General features: G+C 50.0%; 19 protein-coding genes. All 19 read left to right on the top strand.

The annotated features are described in order from the left end of the window. Positions 1–37: 37 nt before the first annotated feature. The 19 genes from SPTER_RS19085 to SPTER_RS18995 all read left to right on the top strand — a co-directional run bounded on the left by SPTER_RS19085 (position 38) and on the right by SPTER_RS18995 (position 15,929). Positions 38–1,048 carry a DMT family transporter gene (locus tag SPTER_RS19085; protein WP_144351846.1) on the top strand — a complete coding sequence of 337 codons (1,011 nt, stop codon included), beginning with the start codon at positions 38–40 and terminating at the stop codon, positions 1,046–1,048. Between the two features lie 2 nt (positions 1,049–1,050). Continuing rightward, positions 1,051–1,341 (top strand): hypothetical protein, encoded by a 291-nt coding sequence (locus tag SPTER_RS19080; protein ID WP_144351845.1) that lies wholly within the window; start codon positions 1,051–1,053, stop codon positions 1,339–1,341. A 35-nt stretch (positions 1,342–1,376) separates the two neighbouring features. Beyond that, positions 1,377–2,360 (top strand): choline TMA-lyase-activating enzyme, encoded by a 984-nt coding sequence (gene cutD, locus SPTER_RS19075; RefSeq protein WP_144351844.1) that lies wholly within the window; start codon positions 1,377–1,379, stop codon positions 2,358–2,360. Between the two features lie 41 nt (positions 2,361–2,401). Continuing rightward, positions 2,402–2,755: an ethanolamine utilization microcompartment protein EutS gene (gene eutS, locus SPTER_RS19070; RefSeq protein ID WP_144351843.1), complete on the top strand. Its 354-nt coding sequence runs from the start codon at positions 2,402–2,404 to the stop codon at positions 2,753–2,755. Next, entirely contained in the window at positions 2,752–3,207 is a 456-nt protein-coding gene (locus tag SPTER_RS19065; RefSeq protein ID WP_144351842.1) for a EutP/PduV family microcompartment system protein, read from the top strand. The genes eutS and SPTER_RS19065 overlap by 4 nt, the downstream gene beginning before the upstream one ends. Before the next feature lie 85 nt (positions 3,208–3,292). After that, positions 3,293–3,964, top strand: coding sequence for a cobalamin adenosyltransferase (locus SPTER_RS19060; protein ID WP_144351841.1), 672 nt, complete (start codon positions 3,293–3,295; stop codon positions 3,962–3,964). Beyond that, a complete protein-coding gene (gene eutJ / locus SPTER_RS19055) occupies positions 3,952–4,794 on the top strand; it encodes an ethanolamine utilization protein EutJ (protein ID WP_144351840.1) in 843 nt (280 codons plus the stop codon). Before SPTER_RS19060 ends, eutJ begins: the two co-directional genes overlap by 13 nt. A 19-nt stretch (positions 4,795–4,813) precedes the next feature. After that, positions 4,814–5,125, top strand: coding sequence for a BMC domain-containing protein (locus tag SPTER_RS19050; protein WP_144351839.1), 312 nt, complete (start codon positions 4,814–4,816; stop codon positions 5,123–5,125). Beyond that, complete coding sequence (locus SPTER_RS19045) at positions 5,122–5,382, top strand: EutN/CcmL family microcompartment protein (RefSeq protein WP_144351838.1); 261 nt, start codon at positions 5,122–5,124, stop codon at positions 5,380–5,382. Before SPTER_RS19050 ends, SPTER_RS19045 begins: the two co-directional genes overlap by 4 nt. A 21-nt stretch (positions 5,383–5,403) precedes the next feature. Then, the gene (locus tag SPTER_RS19040; protein WP_144351837.1) at positions 5,404–6,741 is read left to right on the top strand and encodes a 4Fe-4S dicluster domain-containing protein; all 1,338 of its coding nucleotides are present in this window, start codon (positions 5,404–5,406) and stop codon (positions 6,739–6,741) included. Continuing rightward, positions 6,734–7,282, top strand: a complete 549-nt coding sequence (locus SPTER_RS19035; protein ID WP_144351836.1) for a BMC domain-containing protein — start codon at positions 6,734–6,736, stop codon at positions 7,280–7,282. The genes SPTER_RS19040 and SPTER_RS19035 overlap by 8 nt, the downstream gene beginning before the upstream one ends. A gap of 58 nt (positions 7,283–7,340) precedes the next feature. Beyond that, the gene (locus tag SPTER_RS19030) at positions 7,341–8,042 is read left to right on the top strand and encodes a cupin domain-containing protein (RefSeq protein WP_144351835.1); all 702 of its coding nucleotides are present in this window, start codon (positions 7,341–7,343) and stop codon (positions 8,040–8,042) included. Continuing rightward, positions 8,043–8,714: a BMC domain-containing protein gene (locus SPTER_RS25980; RefSeq protein WP_211367326.1), complete on the top strand. Its 672-nt coding sequence runs from the start codon at positions 8,043–8,045 to the stop codon at positions 8,712–8,714. 78 nt (positions 8,715–8,792) lie between these two features. Next, positions 8,793–10,274: an acetaldehyde dehydrogenase (acetylating) gene (locus SPTER_RS19020; RefSeq protein WP_144351834.1), complete on the top strand. Its 1,482-nt coding sequence runs from the start codon at positions 8,793–8,795 to the stop codon at positions 10,272–10,274. 1 nt (position 10,275) lies between these two features. Further along, the gene (locus tag SPTER_RS19015) at positions 10,276–10,917 is read left to right on the top strand and encodes a phosphate propanoyltransferase (protein WP_144351833.1); all 642 of its coding nucleotides are present in this window, start codon (positions 10,276–10,278) and stop codon (positions 10,915–10,917) included. A gap of 21 nt (positions 10,918–10,938) precedes the next feature. Beyond that, on the top strand, positions 10,939–11,229 hold the full coding sequence (gene eutM / locus SPTER_RS19010) for an ethanolamine utilization microcompartment protein EutM (RefSeq protein ID WP_144351832.1): 291 nt from the start codon (positions 10,939–10,941) through the stop codon (positions 11,227–11,229). Positions 11,230–11,660: 431 nt separating this feature from the next. Beyond that, positions 11,661–12,860, top strand: coding sequence for a histidine kinase (locus SPTER_RS19005; protein ID WP_144351831.1), 1,200 nt, complete (start codon positions 11,661–11,663; stop codon positions 12,858–12,860). Next, entirely contained in the window at positions 12,857–13,612 is a 756-nt protein-coding gene (locus tag SPTER_RS19000; RefSeq protein WP_144351830.1) for a response regulator transcription factor, read from the top strand. The genes SPTER_RS19005 and SPTER_RS19000 overlap by 4 nt, the downstream gene beginning before the upstream one ends. Before the next feature lie 307 nt (positions 13,613–13,919). Beyond that, positions 13,920–15,929, top strand: a complete 2,010-nt coding sequence (locus SPTER_RS18995) for an alkaline phosphatase family protein (RefSeq protein ID WP_144351829.1) — start codon at positions 13,920–13,922, stop codon at positions 15,927–15,929. Positions 15,930–15,942: the final 13 nt, after the last annotated feature.

Genomic DNA, 15,942 nt, shown 5'->3' with positions numbered 1-15,942 from the left:
CAGCTATTCCGTGAATAAGGAGGGGAGCATCGATTATATGAAATTATCAGGCAATCAAACCGCTTTGGCGATGAAAGGGAAACTGGATGCCCAGTTTGACAGGAAAGGTGTATTAATCGGTTTGTTCAGCGGCGGCACCTGGGGCATAAACAATGTGGTCCTGGGTATTGCCCTGACGCTCGTGCCTGCCTTGGGCGACAATGCAGCGCTGTATGCCATACCTCTGGCCGCTGCTTGTATGAATGACACCCTGGCGGGCCTCTGGCTGCTCATCTATAACGGCTGGGCCGGACGTTTTCAGGAAATTATCCGCAGTCTTAAGACCGTTCCCGGCCTGATGGTTTGTGTAGCTGCTTTGCTGGGGGGACCTATTGCTAATAGCGGCTATCTGCTGGGGATTTCGATGGCAGGACCTGCCTATGCATTAACAATTACCGCCTTATATCCTGTCGTCGGCGCGATTCTTTCCCGGATATTCCTTAAACAGCACATTCTGCCCCGCGTTTGGGCCGGCATGCTGCTGTCTGTTATCGGCGCGATTATTATCTCCTATGTACCGCCTGAGGGTACAACCAGCGAGAACTTTTACCTTGGTCTTATGTTTGCCTCATTAGCGGCTTTAGGCTGGGGTGCGGAAGCCGTTCTGGCCGTCTTCGGCATGTCCATGATTGACCCCAAAATTGCCATCAATATCCGTGAGCTGACTTCCGGTTTGTGTATCGCTATCTTTATTCTTCCTTTCGTCGGTGGCTGGGCCGTTATCTCCCAGATCGTTGTCCTGCCGGAAACGTTTGGCATCTTTGCCGTTGCCGGCCTGGCGGCAGGCGTATCTTATCTCGCCTGGTATACGGCCAACAGTAAATGCGGTGTTGCCAAAGGCATGGCTCTTAACGGCACCTATGTCATGTGGGGCGTTATCCTGTCGGTGGTCTTTATGAGCGCCGAGCTTACGCAGAATTTGGTTATTGGCAGTATGCTGGTACTGATTGGTGCTACGCTTGTGGCCATTAACCCGAAAGAATTCTTCCAAAAAGGCGGGGTGGCATAATCATGGCAGCACTGTTACCACTGCGGTTTAGAATGCTTCATTATATTTCCACTGTTGACAAAACCAATGTTGTTGAGATTATGAAGGCGCTGAAGCCCGAATACGGCACGGAAAAGCAGTTTACCAAAGAAGTCTTTGCCGAACACCTATTAGACATGAAAGCCAATTTTGTCATTGACGATGATGAGGTGATGCTTGACGACAAGGGCGAGCTGGTCATTTACTACACCATCAGCGAAGAGGGAAAAAGGCTTCTTAAAAAATATCTTCCCAAGCACTGGCAGAATAAATAACTTTTAGCAGGCATTTTCTAAGGACGGGTACAGGAATGAATACAGAAATTGGCAGCATCTTAGAGCGGAAAGCAAGAATCTTTAATGTCCAGAAATATTCCATCTATGACGGACCGGGCATAAGAACATTAATTTTCTTCAAAGGCTGCCCCCTAAGATGCAAATGGTGTTCAAATCCTGAGGGGCTTGAACGAAAATATCAGGTCATGTTCAAAGAAGATTTGTGCATCGATTGTGGTAACTGTATTCCTGTTTGCCCTGTCCGCATTCATGATTTCCCGGGTGGAGAAGACAGGCAGCTGCAGCGTAAAGGGGAACGCCGCCGGCATAAAGTAAACAGAAGCATTGATTGTGTGGGCTGCCGGCAATGTGAAGCCGCCTGCCCGCAACAGGCACTGTCCATTGCCGGCTCAGACAAAACCATTTCCGAAGTGCTGGAAATCATCCAACAAGATGCGCTCTTCTACCTGAGTTCAGGCGGGGGAGTCACTCTTGGGGGGGGCGAGGTCACAGCCCAGCCGGAATTTGCCGCTAACCTGCTGACAGAATGCAAACGCACGGGCATCCACACCGCCATTGAAACCTGCGGCTATGTAAAACCGGCCTCCCTGTTCATGATCGCACCGTTTACCGATTTGTTTCTGTATGACCTTAAGCACATTGACTCTGAGCGGCATTATGAACTTACAGGGGTGCGCAATGAACGTATTCTGGATAATCTGGCAGAACTCATCCGCCGCGGGTTTACTGTCAAGGTCAGGATGCCTCTCCTAAGGGGACTGAATGATAGCGAAGACACCATTGGCAAAACCCTGGAATTTCTGCAACCCTTCAGCAATTACAAGAATTTTCAGGGGGTTGACTTGCTGCCTTATCATAAACTGGGTATCAACAAATACCGGCAATTGGCTATAAACTACACCCTCACCGGGGATTTGAGCTGCACAGAAGAAGAGTTGGAAAAAATTGAAGCATTCATAAAAAAGGATAGCTTACAGGTTAAAATCATCAGGCATTAAAGCTGAGACCATAGTGAACGGGCCGCGACGGGGGGGATTTGATGAGTGGTGCCGATGGGTTGGACAGAAAACGGATAATTCAGGAATATGTGCCCGGCAAGCAGGTCACGCTGGCGCACATTATAGCCTCACCTGTACAGGACATCTATGAACGTCTGGGCATTGAAGAAAGCGGCGCCATTGGCATATTCACCCTCACTCCGTGTGAGACGGCAATTATCGCAGCCGATATTGCCACCAAGGCATCGCATGTAGAGATCGGTTTTCTTGATCGTTTTACCGGCTCGCTGGTCATAGCCGGCGATGTGGCCAGTGTCGAAGCGGCCATGATTGCCATAAACGATACGCTGGCCAAGCTGCTGGGTTTCACGCCGGCCAGGATTACCCGCACATGAAAAAAAGAATTATGATCATAGGACCCGGCCAAGCGGGCAAATCGACCCTGGCCAATGTATTAAATGGCGCCACCAGACCATTAAAAAAGACCCAGGATGTTATTTATGGAAAGAATACCATTGACACACCGGGCGCTTATCTTGAAAACGCCTCCATGTACAAATATTTGATTGCAACAGCCCAAGCCGCATCGCATGTGCTGCTGCTTATTGATCAATCCAGGCCCGCTGCGGTGTATCCGCCCGGTTTTGCCAAATCTTTTACCTGTCCTGTTATTGGCGTGGTAACCAAGATTGATGTAACGCCGGCAAATGCCGATTGGTGCCGGCAACAGCTGAAAAAGATCGGAATCGCCGGGCCGTATTTCCGGATTTCCTTACATGACAATACCGGTGTGGCCGACCTGAAAGACTATTTACTGGGAAAACAGGAAACCTCGGAAACAAAATGAGTTTCTTCATATACTCTGCTGCTTTTATTTAAGCAGGCAAGCGATAAGAAATCGGCTAACAGAGATTTAGGGAAGGGGGGAGGCAATGAAGTTCATTACGGAAATGGAATTGCGGGCGTTATATAAAACAGAACCTTTTGCTGCCTATGCTCTCGAACCGGATACAAAGATTACGCCCGGAGCCCGCCAATTTCTTGCGGACAGGCGGGTCACGCTAACACAGTCTCAAGGCAATGAAGGCAAGCAGGCAGGCACCGCCCGGCCGCAGCGGCCACCGGGACGGAAAAACTGGTGTATCCTGAGATTGCAGGGCAGAATGGACAGCACAGAATCTTTATTTCTTCTCACTGCGGCCGAACTTTTGCGCTGTGGCGACGCTGTCCTGTCAGAAGAAGTGATGGCCCTGGACAAGTGCTTCCGGAATATGCAAACCGCTGAACGGGAACAGCAGGCCCCGGATAAGATTCAATTCTGGGGCTGGTCGGCAGAAGAAATCAGCGACCGTTCCGCTCATCTGGGCAAATACGCTGATGTCGGGGAAATTCATGTAGGATTGGAAAATGGCAAAGAGCTAGCCCTGTTAAATCACCTGCGCGCCTCCCTCCGGGAGATTGAACCGGCGATCCTGGAAGCCTATTGGGATGAGGAAAATCAGATCTGTTCGCGCGCCGACCTGATTGATGCGGTCAACCTGATCATTAACATAGTCTGCATGATGATGTGGAAGTGTCTGGGAGGAGAAAAATGGAAACGGTAAATTCAGCCTTTCAATATTGCGAGCAACTTGTTCATGACTTTGAGAAAGTCATTACAAAACCCATAGCGCATCAATCCGCCGTCTACTACACCGGTGTCGATCTGGGAACAGCCTATATTGTACTGGCAGTGCTTGATGAGCATTATCGGCCTGTTGCCGGGGCCTATCGTTTTGCCAATGTTGTCAAAGATGGCATGGTCGTAGACTATGTCGGGGCTATTCGGATCGTCAGGGAATTAAAACAGGAACTCGAACAGAAGCTGGACACAGAACTGACCTATGCGGCAGCCGCGCTGCCCCCGGGAACCTTTACGCTTGATGCCGGCGCGATTAAACATGTGGTACAGGGGGCTGGTTTTGAGATCACCAGCCTGCTTGATGAACCGACGGCAGCCAATGCCGCACTCCGGATTAAAGATGGGGCGATCGTCGATATTGGGGGCGGCACTACCGGGATTGCCATTCTAAAAGCCGGTAAAGTAATCTATGTTGCTGATGAACCTACCGGCGGCACTCACTTTTCGCTTGTCATTGCCGGCGCCTATAAACTGAGTTTTAATGATGCCGATCAATATAAGCAGGATCCCCAAAACCATCGGGAATTGCTGCCGGTATTACGCCCGGTTATTGAAAAAGTCTCATCTATTATCAGCCATCACATCAGTCACTACGAGGTAAAAGGAATCTATCTGGTGGGAGGAACCTGCTGCCTGCAAGGAATTGAAGAACTGATTGCCAGGCAAACCGGCCTTCCCACTTATAAGCCGCAAAACCCCATGTTTGTAACCCCTTTGGGTATTGCCCTTAACTGTACCTCGGAAATCCTTTAGACGGGAGTGAGTTTTACCCATGGAGTACCGGATTATAAAATCCCCTTCCCGGGGGACACTGGATATTCTCTGGCGGCGAAAAGGCTCGGCGGCAACTATCACCATTGCCGGCTATGATGCGGTAGGTTTGGTTCAGGGGCGGCTGATAGATATGGTTTTCGCTGCCGATATCGCCGAAAAAGCGGCCGGGGTGATCGTGGAAGACATTAAAGGTCATTGCCCGCAAAATCTGATTATGATTGCCATCTTCGGTGATACGGCGTCAGTAGAGGCAGCTTTGCAGCAGATCCAGTACAAATTGAAAGCAGCAAAAACAGGTGAGCTGTTATGATTGCAGCCAAGGTAATTGATAATATCTGGTCAACAAGAAAAGCCGATTCCCTTGTAGGGCTGAAATTCATGCTGGTGGAAGTCCTCGGCGGTATTGATGCCGGCCGTCTCCTGATTGCTGCCGACACCATCGGTGCCGGCATTGGCGAACGCGTGCTGGTCTGTACCGGCAGCTCGGCCCGCAAAATGCTGGACCGGGACGATGTACCGCTTGATGCCGCCATTGTCGGCATCATTGACGAAAACTGTACGTTTTAAGAAACCCGGAGGTGGCAGAATTTGGATCTACAGGACATAATCAAAGCGGCCGGGATTATCGGGGCGGGCGGAGCCGGTTTTCCAACTCACGCCAAGCTAACCTCTAAAGCCGAGTATATATTGCTGAATGGTGCTGAATGCGAGCCGCTGCTCAGAGTGGACCAGCAATTGATGGAACAATTTCCTGATGAAATTATCAGAGGCCTGGAAGCAGCGGGAAGAACGATTGAAGCCCGCAAAGCCATCATGGGTATCAAGGGCAAACACCAAGAGGTCATTGCCCGCCTGCGGGCCAGAATCGCCGCGCTGGGACTTGCCGGTTACATGGAGGTTATGGAGCTCCGGGATATCTATCCTGCCGGTGACGAACAGGTTCTGGTGCATGAACTGACCGCAAGAATTGTGCCGGAAGTCTCTATTCCCCTAAAAGTGGGCTGTGTGGTCATCAATTCGGAAACGGCGCTGAATATCTGGCAGGCTATGGCCGGGAAGCCTGTCACACAAACGTATATCACCATTGCCGGCGATATTCCCCGGCGCATGACTGTCAAAGTACCTGTGGGTATGGCCATCAGGGAGGTAATCAGACAATGCGGCGTGGAGAATATCGATGACTATGCCGTTATCGACGGCGGCCCCATGATGGGTTCGCTTATGAACAATGTGGCCGGGTATGTCACCAAAAAGAGTAAAGGGTATGTACTGCTCAAAAAAAATCATTTCCTCATCCGCAAAAAATCCGTGAGCGTCGATCAGGCCAGAGTAATCGGCAGAACCGCCTGTGAGCAGTGCCGCATGTGTACCGACCTGTGTCCCCGGTACCTCCTGGGCCACAATATGCAGCCCCATAAAGTCATGCGGGCCCTGAGCTACAATCTGGCAGGCGGGCAAGAGCAACAGATTGCCCAACTATGCTGTGAATGCAATGCCTGCGAATTATTCTCCTGTCCGGTTAATCTCCACCCCAAAGCTGTCAATATTCTCTATAAGCAAAAGCTGTCAGAGCAAGGGATTAAGTATCAGCCCACACAACTGGAATTCCAGCCGCGATCAGCCAGGGAATACCGCCTCATTCCATCTAAACGCCTGGTCGCCAAAATTGGCTTAACCGCTTTCGATAAACCGGCACCTATGACCCAGGTTGAATTCCGGCCTGAAACCATCCACATCGCTTTACGGCAGCACATTGGTGCGCCGGCAATCCCTGTCGTCGCCATCGGCGAACAGGTGAAGGCCGGGCAGCTGATTGGGGACATCCCCGGCAACAGTCTCGGGGCTGCGGTTCACGCCAGCCTTGATGGTACTGTTATCGGGAACACGGAACATTCTATCGTGATAAAGGTGGGTTCGTATGTATAGGGCAATCGGTATGATTGAGCTTACAAGTATTGCAAGAGGAATTTATGCAACAGACCTGATGCTGAAAACAGCCTATGTGGAAGTGGTCAGTGCGACACCTGTCTGTCCGGGGAAATATATCGCCATCGTCCAGGGCGACGTCGCCGCGGTAGAAAGCTCGATTAACACAGGCATCGAATCAGCAGGCGAATATCTGGTAGACAGCTTTATCCTGCCCAATGTCCATCAGGCAGTTTTTCCAGCTATCACCGCCACCACCATGCCGGATGGAACCGGGGCTCTGGGCATCATGGAGGCCTTTTCCCTGGCGTCCATGATCATTGCCGCCGATGCGGCTCTCAAAGCTGCGGACATACAGGCCCTGGAACTCCGGTTGGGCAGTGGGCTGGGCGGCAAAGCCTACTTCACCTTTACCGGTGATGTTGCCGCTGTAGAAGCAGGCATCGAAGCCGGCAAAGCCATTGTTCTTGAAAAAGGCCTGCTGGTGGATATCGAAGTCATTCCTGCCCCGTCCGACAAATTGTGGGCATCGCTGTTCTAGTGTCAATAACATGGCCAGGACACTTACCGATAATATTCCGGCCAAAGGAGGTGTTACCTTGAAAAAACTTGTTTGTGCAAGCGAGGTAAAGGCAGCCGCAGAAAAAGGGCAGAAAATATTCTGCGTAGACTTAAAAACCATCATTACACCGGCAGCCAAGGATACAGCCAGGGAACTGGGGGTGGAATTTACCGCAGACTCAGCGGCAGCAGCGAATTCTGGCAGTAAAGACGGTGGCGGGCAGCGGAAAGATCACCGGGAAACAGAGCCTGATAAAGACTTTATCTATCAGGTCGTAAAAGCGGTACTGGCCAGCAGATTGCTGGTAAATGCCCCGGCCTCACTGCCTGAAGCACCCTTTCTTGCCGATTATAACCCGCAAAGCGGGCTGAAAATAGTGCGCGGCAGGACTGTCAAACTCGCTCCCTTTGCTACCGGCGATCCCGGCACCAGCGTGGCCTATCGGGAAGTGGTCAGTAAAGACGATTCCCAAATGAGCGCAGGCTTTCTGACCATTGAAAAATCCAGCTTTGACTGGGAATTGGACTATGAAGAGATTGATATGATTCTCGAAGGGAGCCTGTCCATCACGATCAATGGTGAGACATACGAGGCCTGTCAGGGCGATGTCCTTTTCGTCCCCAAAGGCTCCAAAGTAACCTGGCGTTCTTCCGGGTATGTCAAACTCTTTTACGTAACCTACCCGGCAAACTGGGCTGAGCTTACGGCGCCACACTTACGGCGCCACAACAGGAGGTAAATGATGCAGGCTCTTGGCCTAATTGAGACACGGGGACTTCTGCCGGCAATTGAAGGTGCGGATGTCATGCTTAAGACGGCCCAGGTGGAACTTCTGGGCAGAACCTTGGTTGGCGGCGGCCTTGTGACAATTGCCGTAACCGGTGATGTGGGGGCTGTTAAAGCCGCCGTGGCCGCAGGAATAGCAGCGGTTGCCAAGATTGGTCACTTGTCATTGGTTGCTCAACATGTAATCCCGCGACCGCATCCTGATATTGATAGCATGGTCGTTGTCAGCGCAAAGCCCGCTGCGGAGCACCCAATCCCTGGGACGCAACCGGAGACCGCAGGCTCCCTGCCGGGCTCTGAGCCAACACCTGACATAAACGGTCTCTTGCCAAACCAGGATACAGCAACCGGACCGGCAGAACCGGTCCTGTCCACACCGGAAAGCCTGAGTTCCGGGCCAATAGCGCTGAAAGAGCTCCACAAGGAGGGCGTTGATGACTTCGTACGGCAATTCGGCCTGGAACAAAGCGTGAACGCCCTGAGAACGTTTTCCGTGGTAAAGCTCCGGCATTTGGCAAGAGGATACAACGAACTTGGCATAGCAGGCAGAGCCATAACCAAAGCCAACAAAGACTTACTGATTCAGAAACTAAAGGGATATTACGAGAAGGGGCGTGAAAAGTAACCTGGGCGTAAGCCCTGATATGTAGCTTGTATGCCTGTACAGGTATAGGTATACGACAGTGGAGGGAGAAAGAGTAAATTGGAAAACTTCGATTATGATTTACAATCCGTGCAAGAGACCAGAAATCTTGCACGTCAGGCCAAACAGGCGCAAACTCAGCTGGCAACATTTAATTGCGAGCAGATTGATAAAATCATCCGGAATATGGTGAAAGCAGCAGAGGAGAATGCCGTTTCCCTGGCCAAACTGGCGGTGGAGGAAACCGGATTTGGTAAAGTCGAAGACAAAGTCTTCAAGAATCATTTTGCTTCCACAGAACTGTATAAATTCATTCAACCCATGCAAACCATCGGCGTCATCAAAGAGGATAAGATCAACAAAGTCATGGAGATTGCCGAGCCGGTAGGAGTGCTTATGGGGATTATTCCCTCAACCAATCCCACCTCCACGGCCATCTACAAAGCCATTATTGCCATTAAATCCCGTAACGGGATTGTATTCTCCCCGCACCCCTCGGCGCTGAAATGCACGCTGCAGGCCGCCAGACTGATGAATGATGCCGCAGTAGCCGCCGGCGCCCCGGCCAATATTATTGGCTGCATCGCCAAACCCTCGATGGATGCAACCAATGAACTGATGAAATGCGATGAAGTCGCCATGATTATTGCGACAGGCGGTTCCGCTATGGTAAAGGCTGCCTATAGCGCGGGCAAACCGGCATTGGGGGTAGGCCCGGGCAACGTGCCGGCCTATATAGAACGAACGGCCAATATTTCTAAAGCAGTCAAAAATATTATTGCCAGTAAAACCTTTGACAATGGCACCATCTGTGCATCCGAGCAATCGGTTATTGTCGAAGAATGCATTCGTGATCAGGTTATGGAAGAGTTCAGACGCCAGGGCGGCTATTTCATGACTCCGGCGGAAACAAACCAGGTTGCCGGCAAGTTGTTTGTCCGCGGCCATGCTATGAACGCGAAAATGGTGGGAAGATCGGCCCAGGCCATTGCCGACAGTGCCGGTATTACGATTCCCCCGGGGACCAAAGTCCTGTTGGGTGAACAACAGGGTGTGGGTGAAGCCTATCCCCTGTCTTATGAAAAGCTGACAACCGTGCTGGCGTTTTATACCGTACAAGAGTGGCAGGAAGCTTGCGATCTGTGTATCAAATTGTTAAATAACGGCGGTGTGGGTCACAGCCTCTCCCTGCATACGGAGAATCCCGAAATGACCATGAAATTCGCGGGCAAGCCCGTGTTCAGGATACTGGTCAACACCTCCTCCAGCCAGGGGGGGGTGGGAGCAAGCACCGGCCTTTCCCCGGCCTTTACCCTGGGGTGCGGTACCTGGGGCGGCAGTGCAACCTCCGATAATGTAACCCCTCTGCACCTGATCAACATCAAACGGGTGGCCTATGGCATCAAAGACTTCACCGGCAGCACAGCCACCGCCTATGCAGGCTGCGGGGCGCAGGACACTACTGGGGCCATCAGTGAAGACCAGATTATGTCAGTTGTGAATGAGGTGATTTCGCTGCTGAGAAAAAAAGGTGATTGCTAACATGGGCAAGTATGACACTTTAGTAGAGCTTCTGCTGGAAGCAATTAAAGAAGGGGGGGATGGTAAAAAGGACACCGCTGCCATACCGGTAGGAATCTCCAACCGTCATGTTCATATTTCCCAAACAGATTTGGACGCCCTGTTTGGTGCGGGCTACCAACTAACTAAAATCAAGGATTTGTCCCAGCCCCTGCAATATGCCTGCCAAGAAACCCTGACGATCGCCGGGCCCAAAGGGGCGATTGAAAAGGTTCGCATTCTCGGGCCGGCCAGAAGCCAGTCGCAGGTAGAAATACTCCAGGCCGATTGTTTCAAACTTGGCATACCGGCACCGGTGAAAATGTCCGGAGACCTGCAGGGAACTTCAGGCATCACGCTGATTGGCCCCCAGGGCAGCATCCTGCTGACGCAGGGAGTGATCATTGCGCAGCGGCACATTCATATGACCCCGGAGGATGCAAAACGCCTTGGTGTAAGCAATGGCGAGCTGGTTACCATCCAGGTGGGCGGCCTGCGTGGAGGAACTTATTCGAATGTCGCTATCCGGGTCAGCGGCACCTCGGCTCTTGAATGCCATATCGACACCGAAGAAGCGAATGCCATGAACATTGGGCCAAACTCAACGATAACAATTATAAAATAAAATTTTAGGAGGAAACAAACAATGAGTAAAACAGAAGCATTAGGATTAATTGAGACAAAAGGTCTGGTAGGAGCAATTGAAGCGGCAGATGCCATGGTCAAGGCCGCTAACGTTTATCTGATCGGCCGCGAGTTTGTCGGTGGTGGCCTCGTAACCGTTATGGTAAGAGGCGATGTTGGGGCGATAAAAGCAGCAACCGATGCCGGTGCCGCTGCTGCCCAGCGGGTTGGCGAACTGATCTCCGTTCATGTTATCCCCCGTCCCCACGGTGATGTAGAACTGATACTCCCGCAGGCCAATAAAGAAATATAACATTAATCAGACCAGCATACGACAAGGTCAAAATCCCGGTAGCCGGGGTTTTGGCCTTCGTCTTTTCTTAGCAGCCATACCGCATTCAACAAAGGCTGAATTGGCCCGCCGGTGCTTGAACCGGGGTCCCGGCTTGCTGCTATTTACAATTGTATAAGGGTGTTGTATTATAAAATAAAATGCAATTTTTTGCTGTAAAGTACTAACATTTTGCTTAAGGTTGCATCCGAATCTGTGACGGCTTTTTTTAGTCTCAGCCACGTAAAGCGTTTGGTCACATACCCTCCGGATGCCTTCTTTTTTGCGATAGCTTCCCAATATTATGTTAATATTACATATTTTATGAAATGCCCGGTTGCCGGCATTTTTCTTCACGTTAGCCGCCAAGCACAACACAATCAATCATAGAAAAGGAATTTTTGGCGAAAAGCATGAACAAGACTGATAAAACCTTAAGACATTTAATGGATTCCAATCTGTATTCCCGCTATAGCGGACTGTTATCCTTGTCCAATATTTCTTTACAGCTGATTGATCTCAATGGCGATATCCTGATTGAGTTTAATCCGTCGCCCGATTTTTGCAAACAGATCTGCCAGCAAGAGGAAACGCGAATCTGCCCAGACTATATTTCCCGCTTAAAACCAGGTAAGGGAGACCGGTTTGCCTGCCGGTACGGGCTGACAAACATTTGTTTACCAGTCGGTATTAACAACCAAACGATAGGCTATGTCACCGGTGCCCAGGTTTATTCACCGGACAGTGAATATCAGAAATATCTGATCGATATCATGGATCTGGCCCAGGCTAAAAACCTTGAACCGGAAGTTATTGCCAAATCAATTGCAGCGATAAAAACCATCGAAGAAAACAAAATTGAGATTCATGAACAACTTTGCAACTATATTGCCAAAAACATTTTCTATGACTTTTCTGAAAGCATTAATACTACCGATACGGCGATAGCAAGACTGTCTATTGAAAAAGAAATGCTGGAAAAAAAGATTATTGACCTGGAAGCAAAAAATATATCTTTGGTCATTAACCCGCATTTCCTGTTTAATACCCTGAACACCATAGCCCGCATCGCCTATTTTGAAAAATCCCATACAACGGAAGAACTTATTTACTGCCTTTCCGATTTATTGCGGTACAACTTAAAGCAAGACGATGAGTTGCACACCATTGGCGCCGAGATAGATAATATCGAGAAATACCTCTATATTCAGAAAAAGAAATTTAAAAATCGTCTGGAATATGATATTGATATTGCAGACCCGATTAAACACCATCGAATACCCAATATGATCATACAGCCCATCGTTGAAAATGCCCTGATTCATGGTATCACCCCCAAAAGGGACGGTGGCAGGATAAAAATTTACGCAGAAAAATATAAAAACGACATCAATATTTTTGTCATGGATAATGGGCATGGTTTTCCCAAAGAGGTCTTACAAAGCCTGCAACAACCCGAGAATAAGGTGGGAATCGGCTTTCGCAGTACGGACAAGCGGTTAAAGGGATATTTCGGTGACGCTTACGGGCTGGCAATCGTAAAATCAGATTATAGTGGCAGTACGGTCACCATCTCCATTCCCACCAAACCCAATGCGAGGCGACAGGGATGAGCGTAGTTTTAATTGTGGAAGATGAATTACTCGAATTAGAGTTTCTCAAATTAGTTGTGGCCGAGGATCTTCGCCCCCAAGATACAATACTCACCTGTGAAAGTGGCATTCAGGCTGTCAAACTGGCCAAGCAATACCGGCCGGACATCATCGTGATGGATATCCTCATTCCGGAAATGGACGGTTTGCATGCCCTGCAGGAGATCAAGAAATTCCTCCCTCAGGTATGTGTTATGATCCTATCGGCCTATTCGGATTTTTCCTATGCGCAGGCAGCCATTCGCCTGCGTGTTCAGGAATACTTACTGAAGCCTGTCAAACCCTCTGTGTTCAAACAGGCATTCCATGCCTTGCTGACTACGGTAGCTGCATGCCAGGTACAGGCCAAGGAAGAGGTTATGGAGGCCAAAATCAACCAGATCTATTTTATTGAAAAATCAATAAGATATATTAATGAGAATTTTAAACAAAAATTACCCCTGCAATTGGTTGCTGCCTATGTATTTGTAAATCCTCAATATTTCAGCCGCATCTTTAAAAAAGAAGTAGGGGTCAACTATATAGATTATGTAAACAAATTAAAGATTGAATATGCCTGCAAATTACTGGAAACGACCAATTATCCCGCTTATCGCATTGCCAGTGAATGTGGTTTTACTGATCCCTCTTATTTTAATCGCGTGTTCGTGCAGCAAATGAATATGCCCCCCAAAGCCTACCGCCGAAAACATCTAAGTAACAGCGCCAAATAACAGGATGCAGGAACGGTGAACGGTGGTTGCGTCTTGCCGACCAGGGCAGCAGGGAGATGAAGCTGTTGCTTGCCGGTTAATTGTATAGTTCTAGTTCGCGGAAGTGCCGGGGGTTGCCTGGGTACAAGTGAAAGTCCTGCCGGATGCTGTTGATTTGGCAGGGCTTTATGTTTTTTCCAGGCCCTATAATATATTTTTATATGGGGTATAGAGAAGCGCTAGTTCACAAGCGCGCCAATCGATTTTATAATGGGATCAGGCCTAAGACAAAAAACTATAATTACGAGTGGCAGCTGGGGGGAAAGCAATGGCAAGCAGTTATGGAGCCGCAAAAAAGGTTATGCTGTTAGGGCTGGATGGAGCTGATCCGGCCTTAATTAAAAAATATATTGCCGCCGGGAAACTGCCTAATTTAAAAAGGGTGATCGAGCAGGGGGCAACAACGCCGGGACTGGATATGCAGGGTGTCTTACCGGCGATTACTCCGCCTAACTGGGCTACCCTGGCAACAGGCGCCTGGCCAAATACGCACGGGATTACCTGCTTTTGGAATCACACGCTGGGCAATGCCCTGGATATGATGGATTATGGCTGGAATTCGGAGCTGCTGCAAGCGGAAACGGTGTGGGCTGCTTTCGCCAGGGCCGGGAAGAAGAGTATATTGTTTAACTATCCAACCGCCTGGCCGCCGACTACCGAGCAGGCGATCTATGTGGATGGTACAAGTATCTATACTAATTTACGGGGCTATATCGATTATGAAAAAGTGTATGAATGTCAAGCGGGGGATTTTCCGATCCGGGAGATTCCTCATGTTATCGATAACAGCGGTACCGATTGCCGGGTGGAGGGCGACATATCCTCTCTCAAGGCAGAGATCAGCAAGGATGAATACGAAGGTTATGGCTATACCCAGCCAGGGCTTGTAACATCAGTTGAGGATGGAGAGCTATCTGCCGATATCCCCAATGCCGATCAGGTGATAACACCGATTAAACCGGCCACGGGCTGGAAAAACGCCCCGGCCGGGGCGCGGGAAGTCGTTTTGCCGGTGAATAGCGGGCAAGCCCGGCGTTATGGCTTACTGACTGCCGCCGATGGCAAAACCTATAACCAGATCAGCATTTACCGCAGTAAACAGGACGAACAGGCTTTGGGCGGGGCCTTGGCCAATGAGTGGAGCGGCTGGATATATGACACCTTTACCGTGAATGGCAAAGACACGCCGGTAGCTTACAAAATCAGGGTTCTTGCCATGAACCCTGACGGCAGCTCGCTGACCTTTTACTATTCCTTTGTCCTGGACCTGACCGGCGGTAAATATTTTTACCCGGCTGAAATCGGTCCGGAGCTGTATGCGCAAGTGGGACCGATGCTGCAGCCGGTAAACTATGACCGGTTGAATCCGCTGGCTGACAGTATTCTGCTGGATTCGGTCCGGGAGATGTATCAATGGCATGTTGAGGCGATAAATTACCTGTTGGATCATAAAGAGTGGGACCTTTTTTATACCCACATGCACGGGATTGATATGTTTAATCATTTCTATCTGGATTATATCTTCCCGGAAGCCTCGGTAGAATACGAGCGATATCAGGAACTGATTGAGCAGATTTATGAAATCAGTGATGATTTCGTCGGGGCGATGCTGCAACGGCTGGCTGCGGATACAACAATTATTATTACCTCCGATCATGGCGGGGTTGGCAAAAACCCGGCCACCGAGCACCCTCTGATTGGCGATATGTGGGGGATTAATGTCGGCATTATGGGGCAGCTGGGGTATACCAGGCTGAAAGATGTGAGTGGGAAACCTGAGATTGACTGGGCCAATACCAAAGCGGTTGCGCAACGGGCTACCTTTATCTATATTAATCTGAAAGGCCGGGACCCGCAGGGGAGTGTGGAGCCGGACGAGTATGACAAGCTGGTTGAAAAAATCATTGATGATTTATACAGCTATCGTGATCCGCATACCGGCCGGCGGGTGGTTGCCTTTGCGATGAACCGGAACGATATGGAGGCTGTTGGTCTGGGCGGGCCTAACTGCGGCGATATCTTCTATATTCTGGAACCGGAGTTTACCCGGTGCCACGGGAACGGACTCAGCAATCATACGCTGCTGGGGTGCTCGATGAAGGCGCTGTTTATGATGGTGGGAGCAGGGGTAAAACAAGGTGAAATTTTGCACAGGCGGGTACGGATGGTGGATGTAGTGCCTACTATTTGTCATTTGACGGCAGCCCCCATGCCCCGGGATGTCGAGGGCGGGGTCATTTATCAGGCTTTGCGGGAGAAGGAATCGTATACAGACTAAAAGAGGATGAGAC

Source organism: Sporomusa termitida, assembly GCF_007641255.1.
Taxonomy (GTDB): Bacteria; Bacillota; Negativicutes; order Sporomusales; family Sporomusaceae; genus Sporomusa; species Sporomusa termitida.
This window is presented reverse-complemented; position numbering and strand designations above follow the sequence as displayed.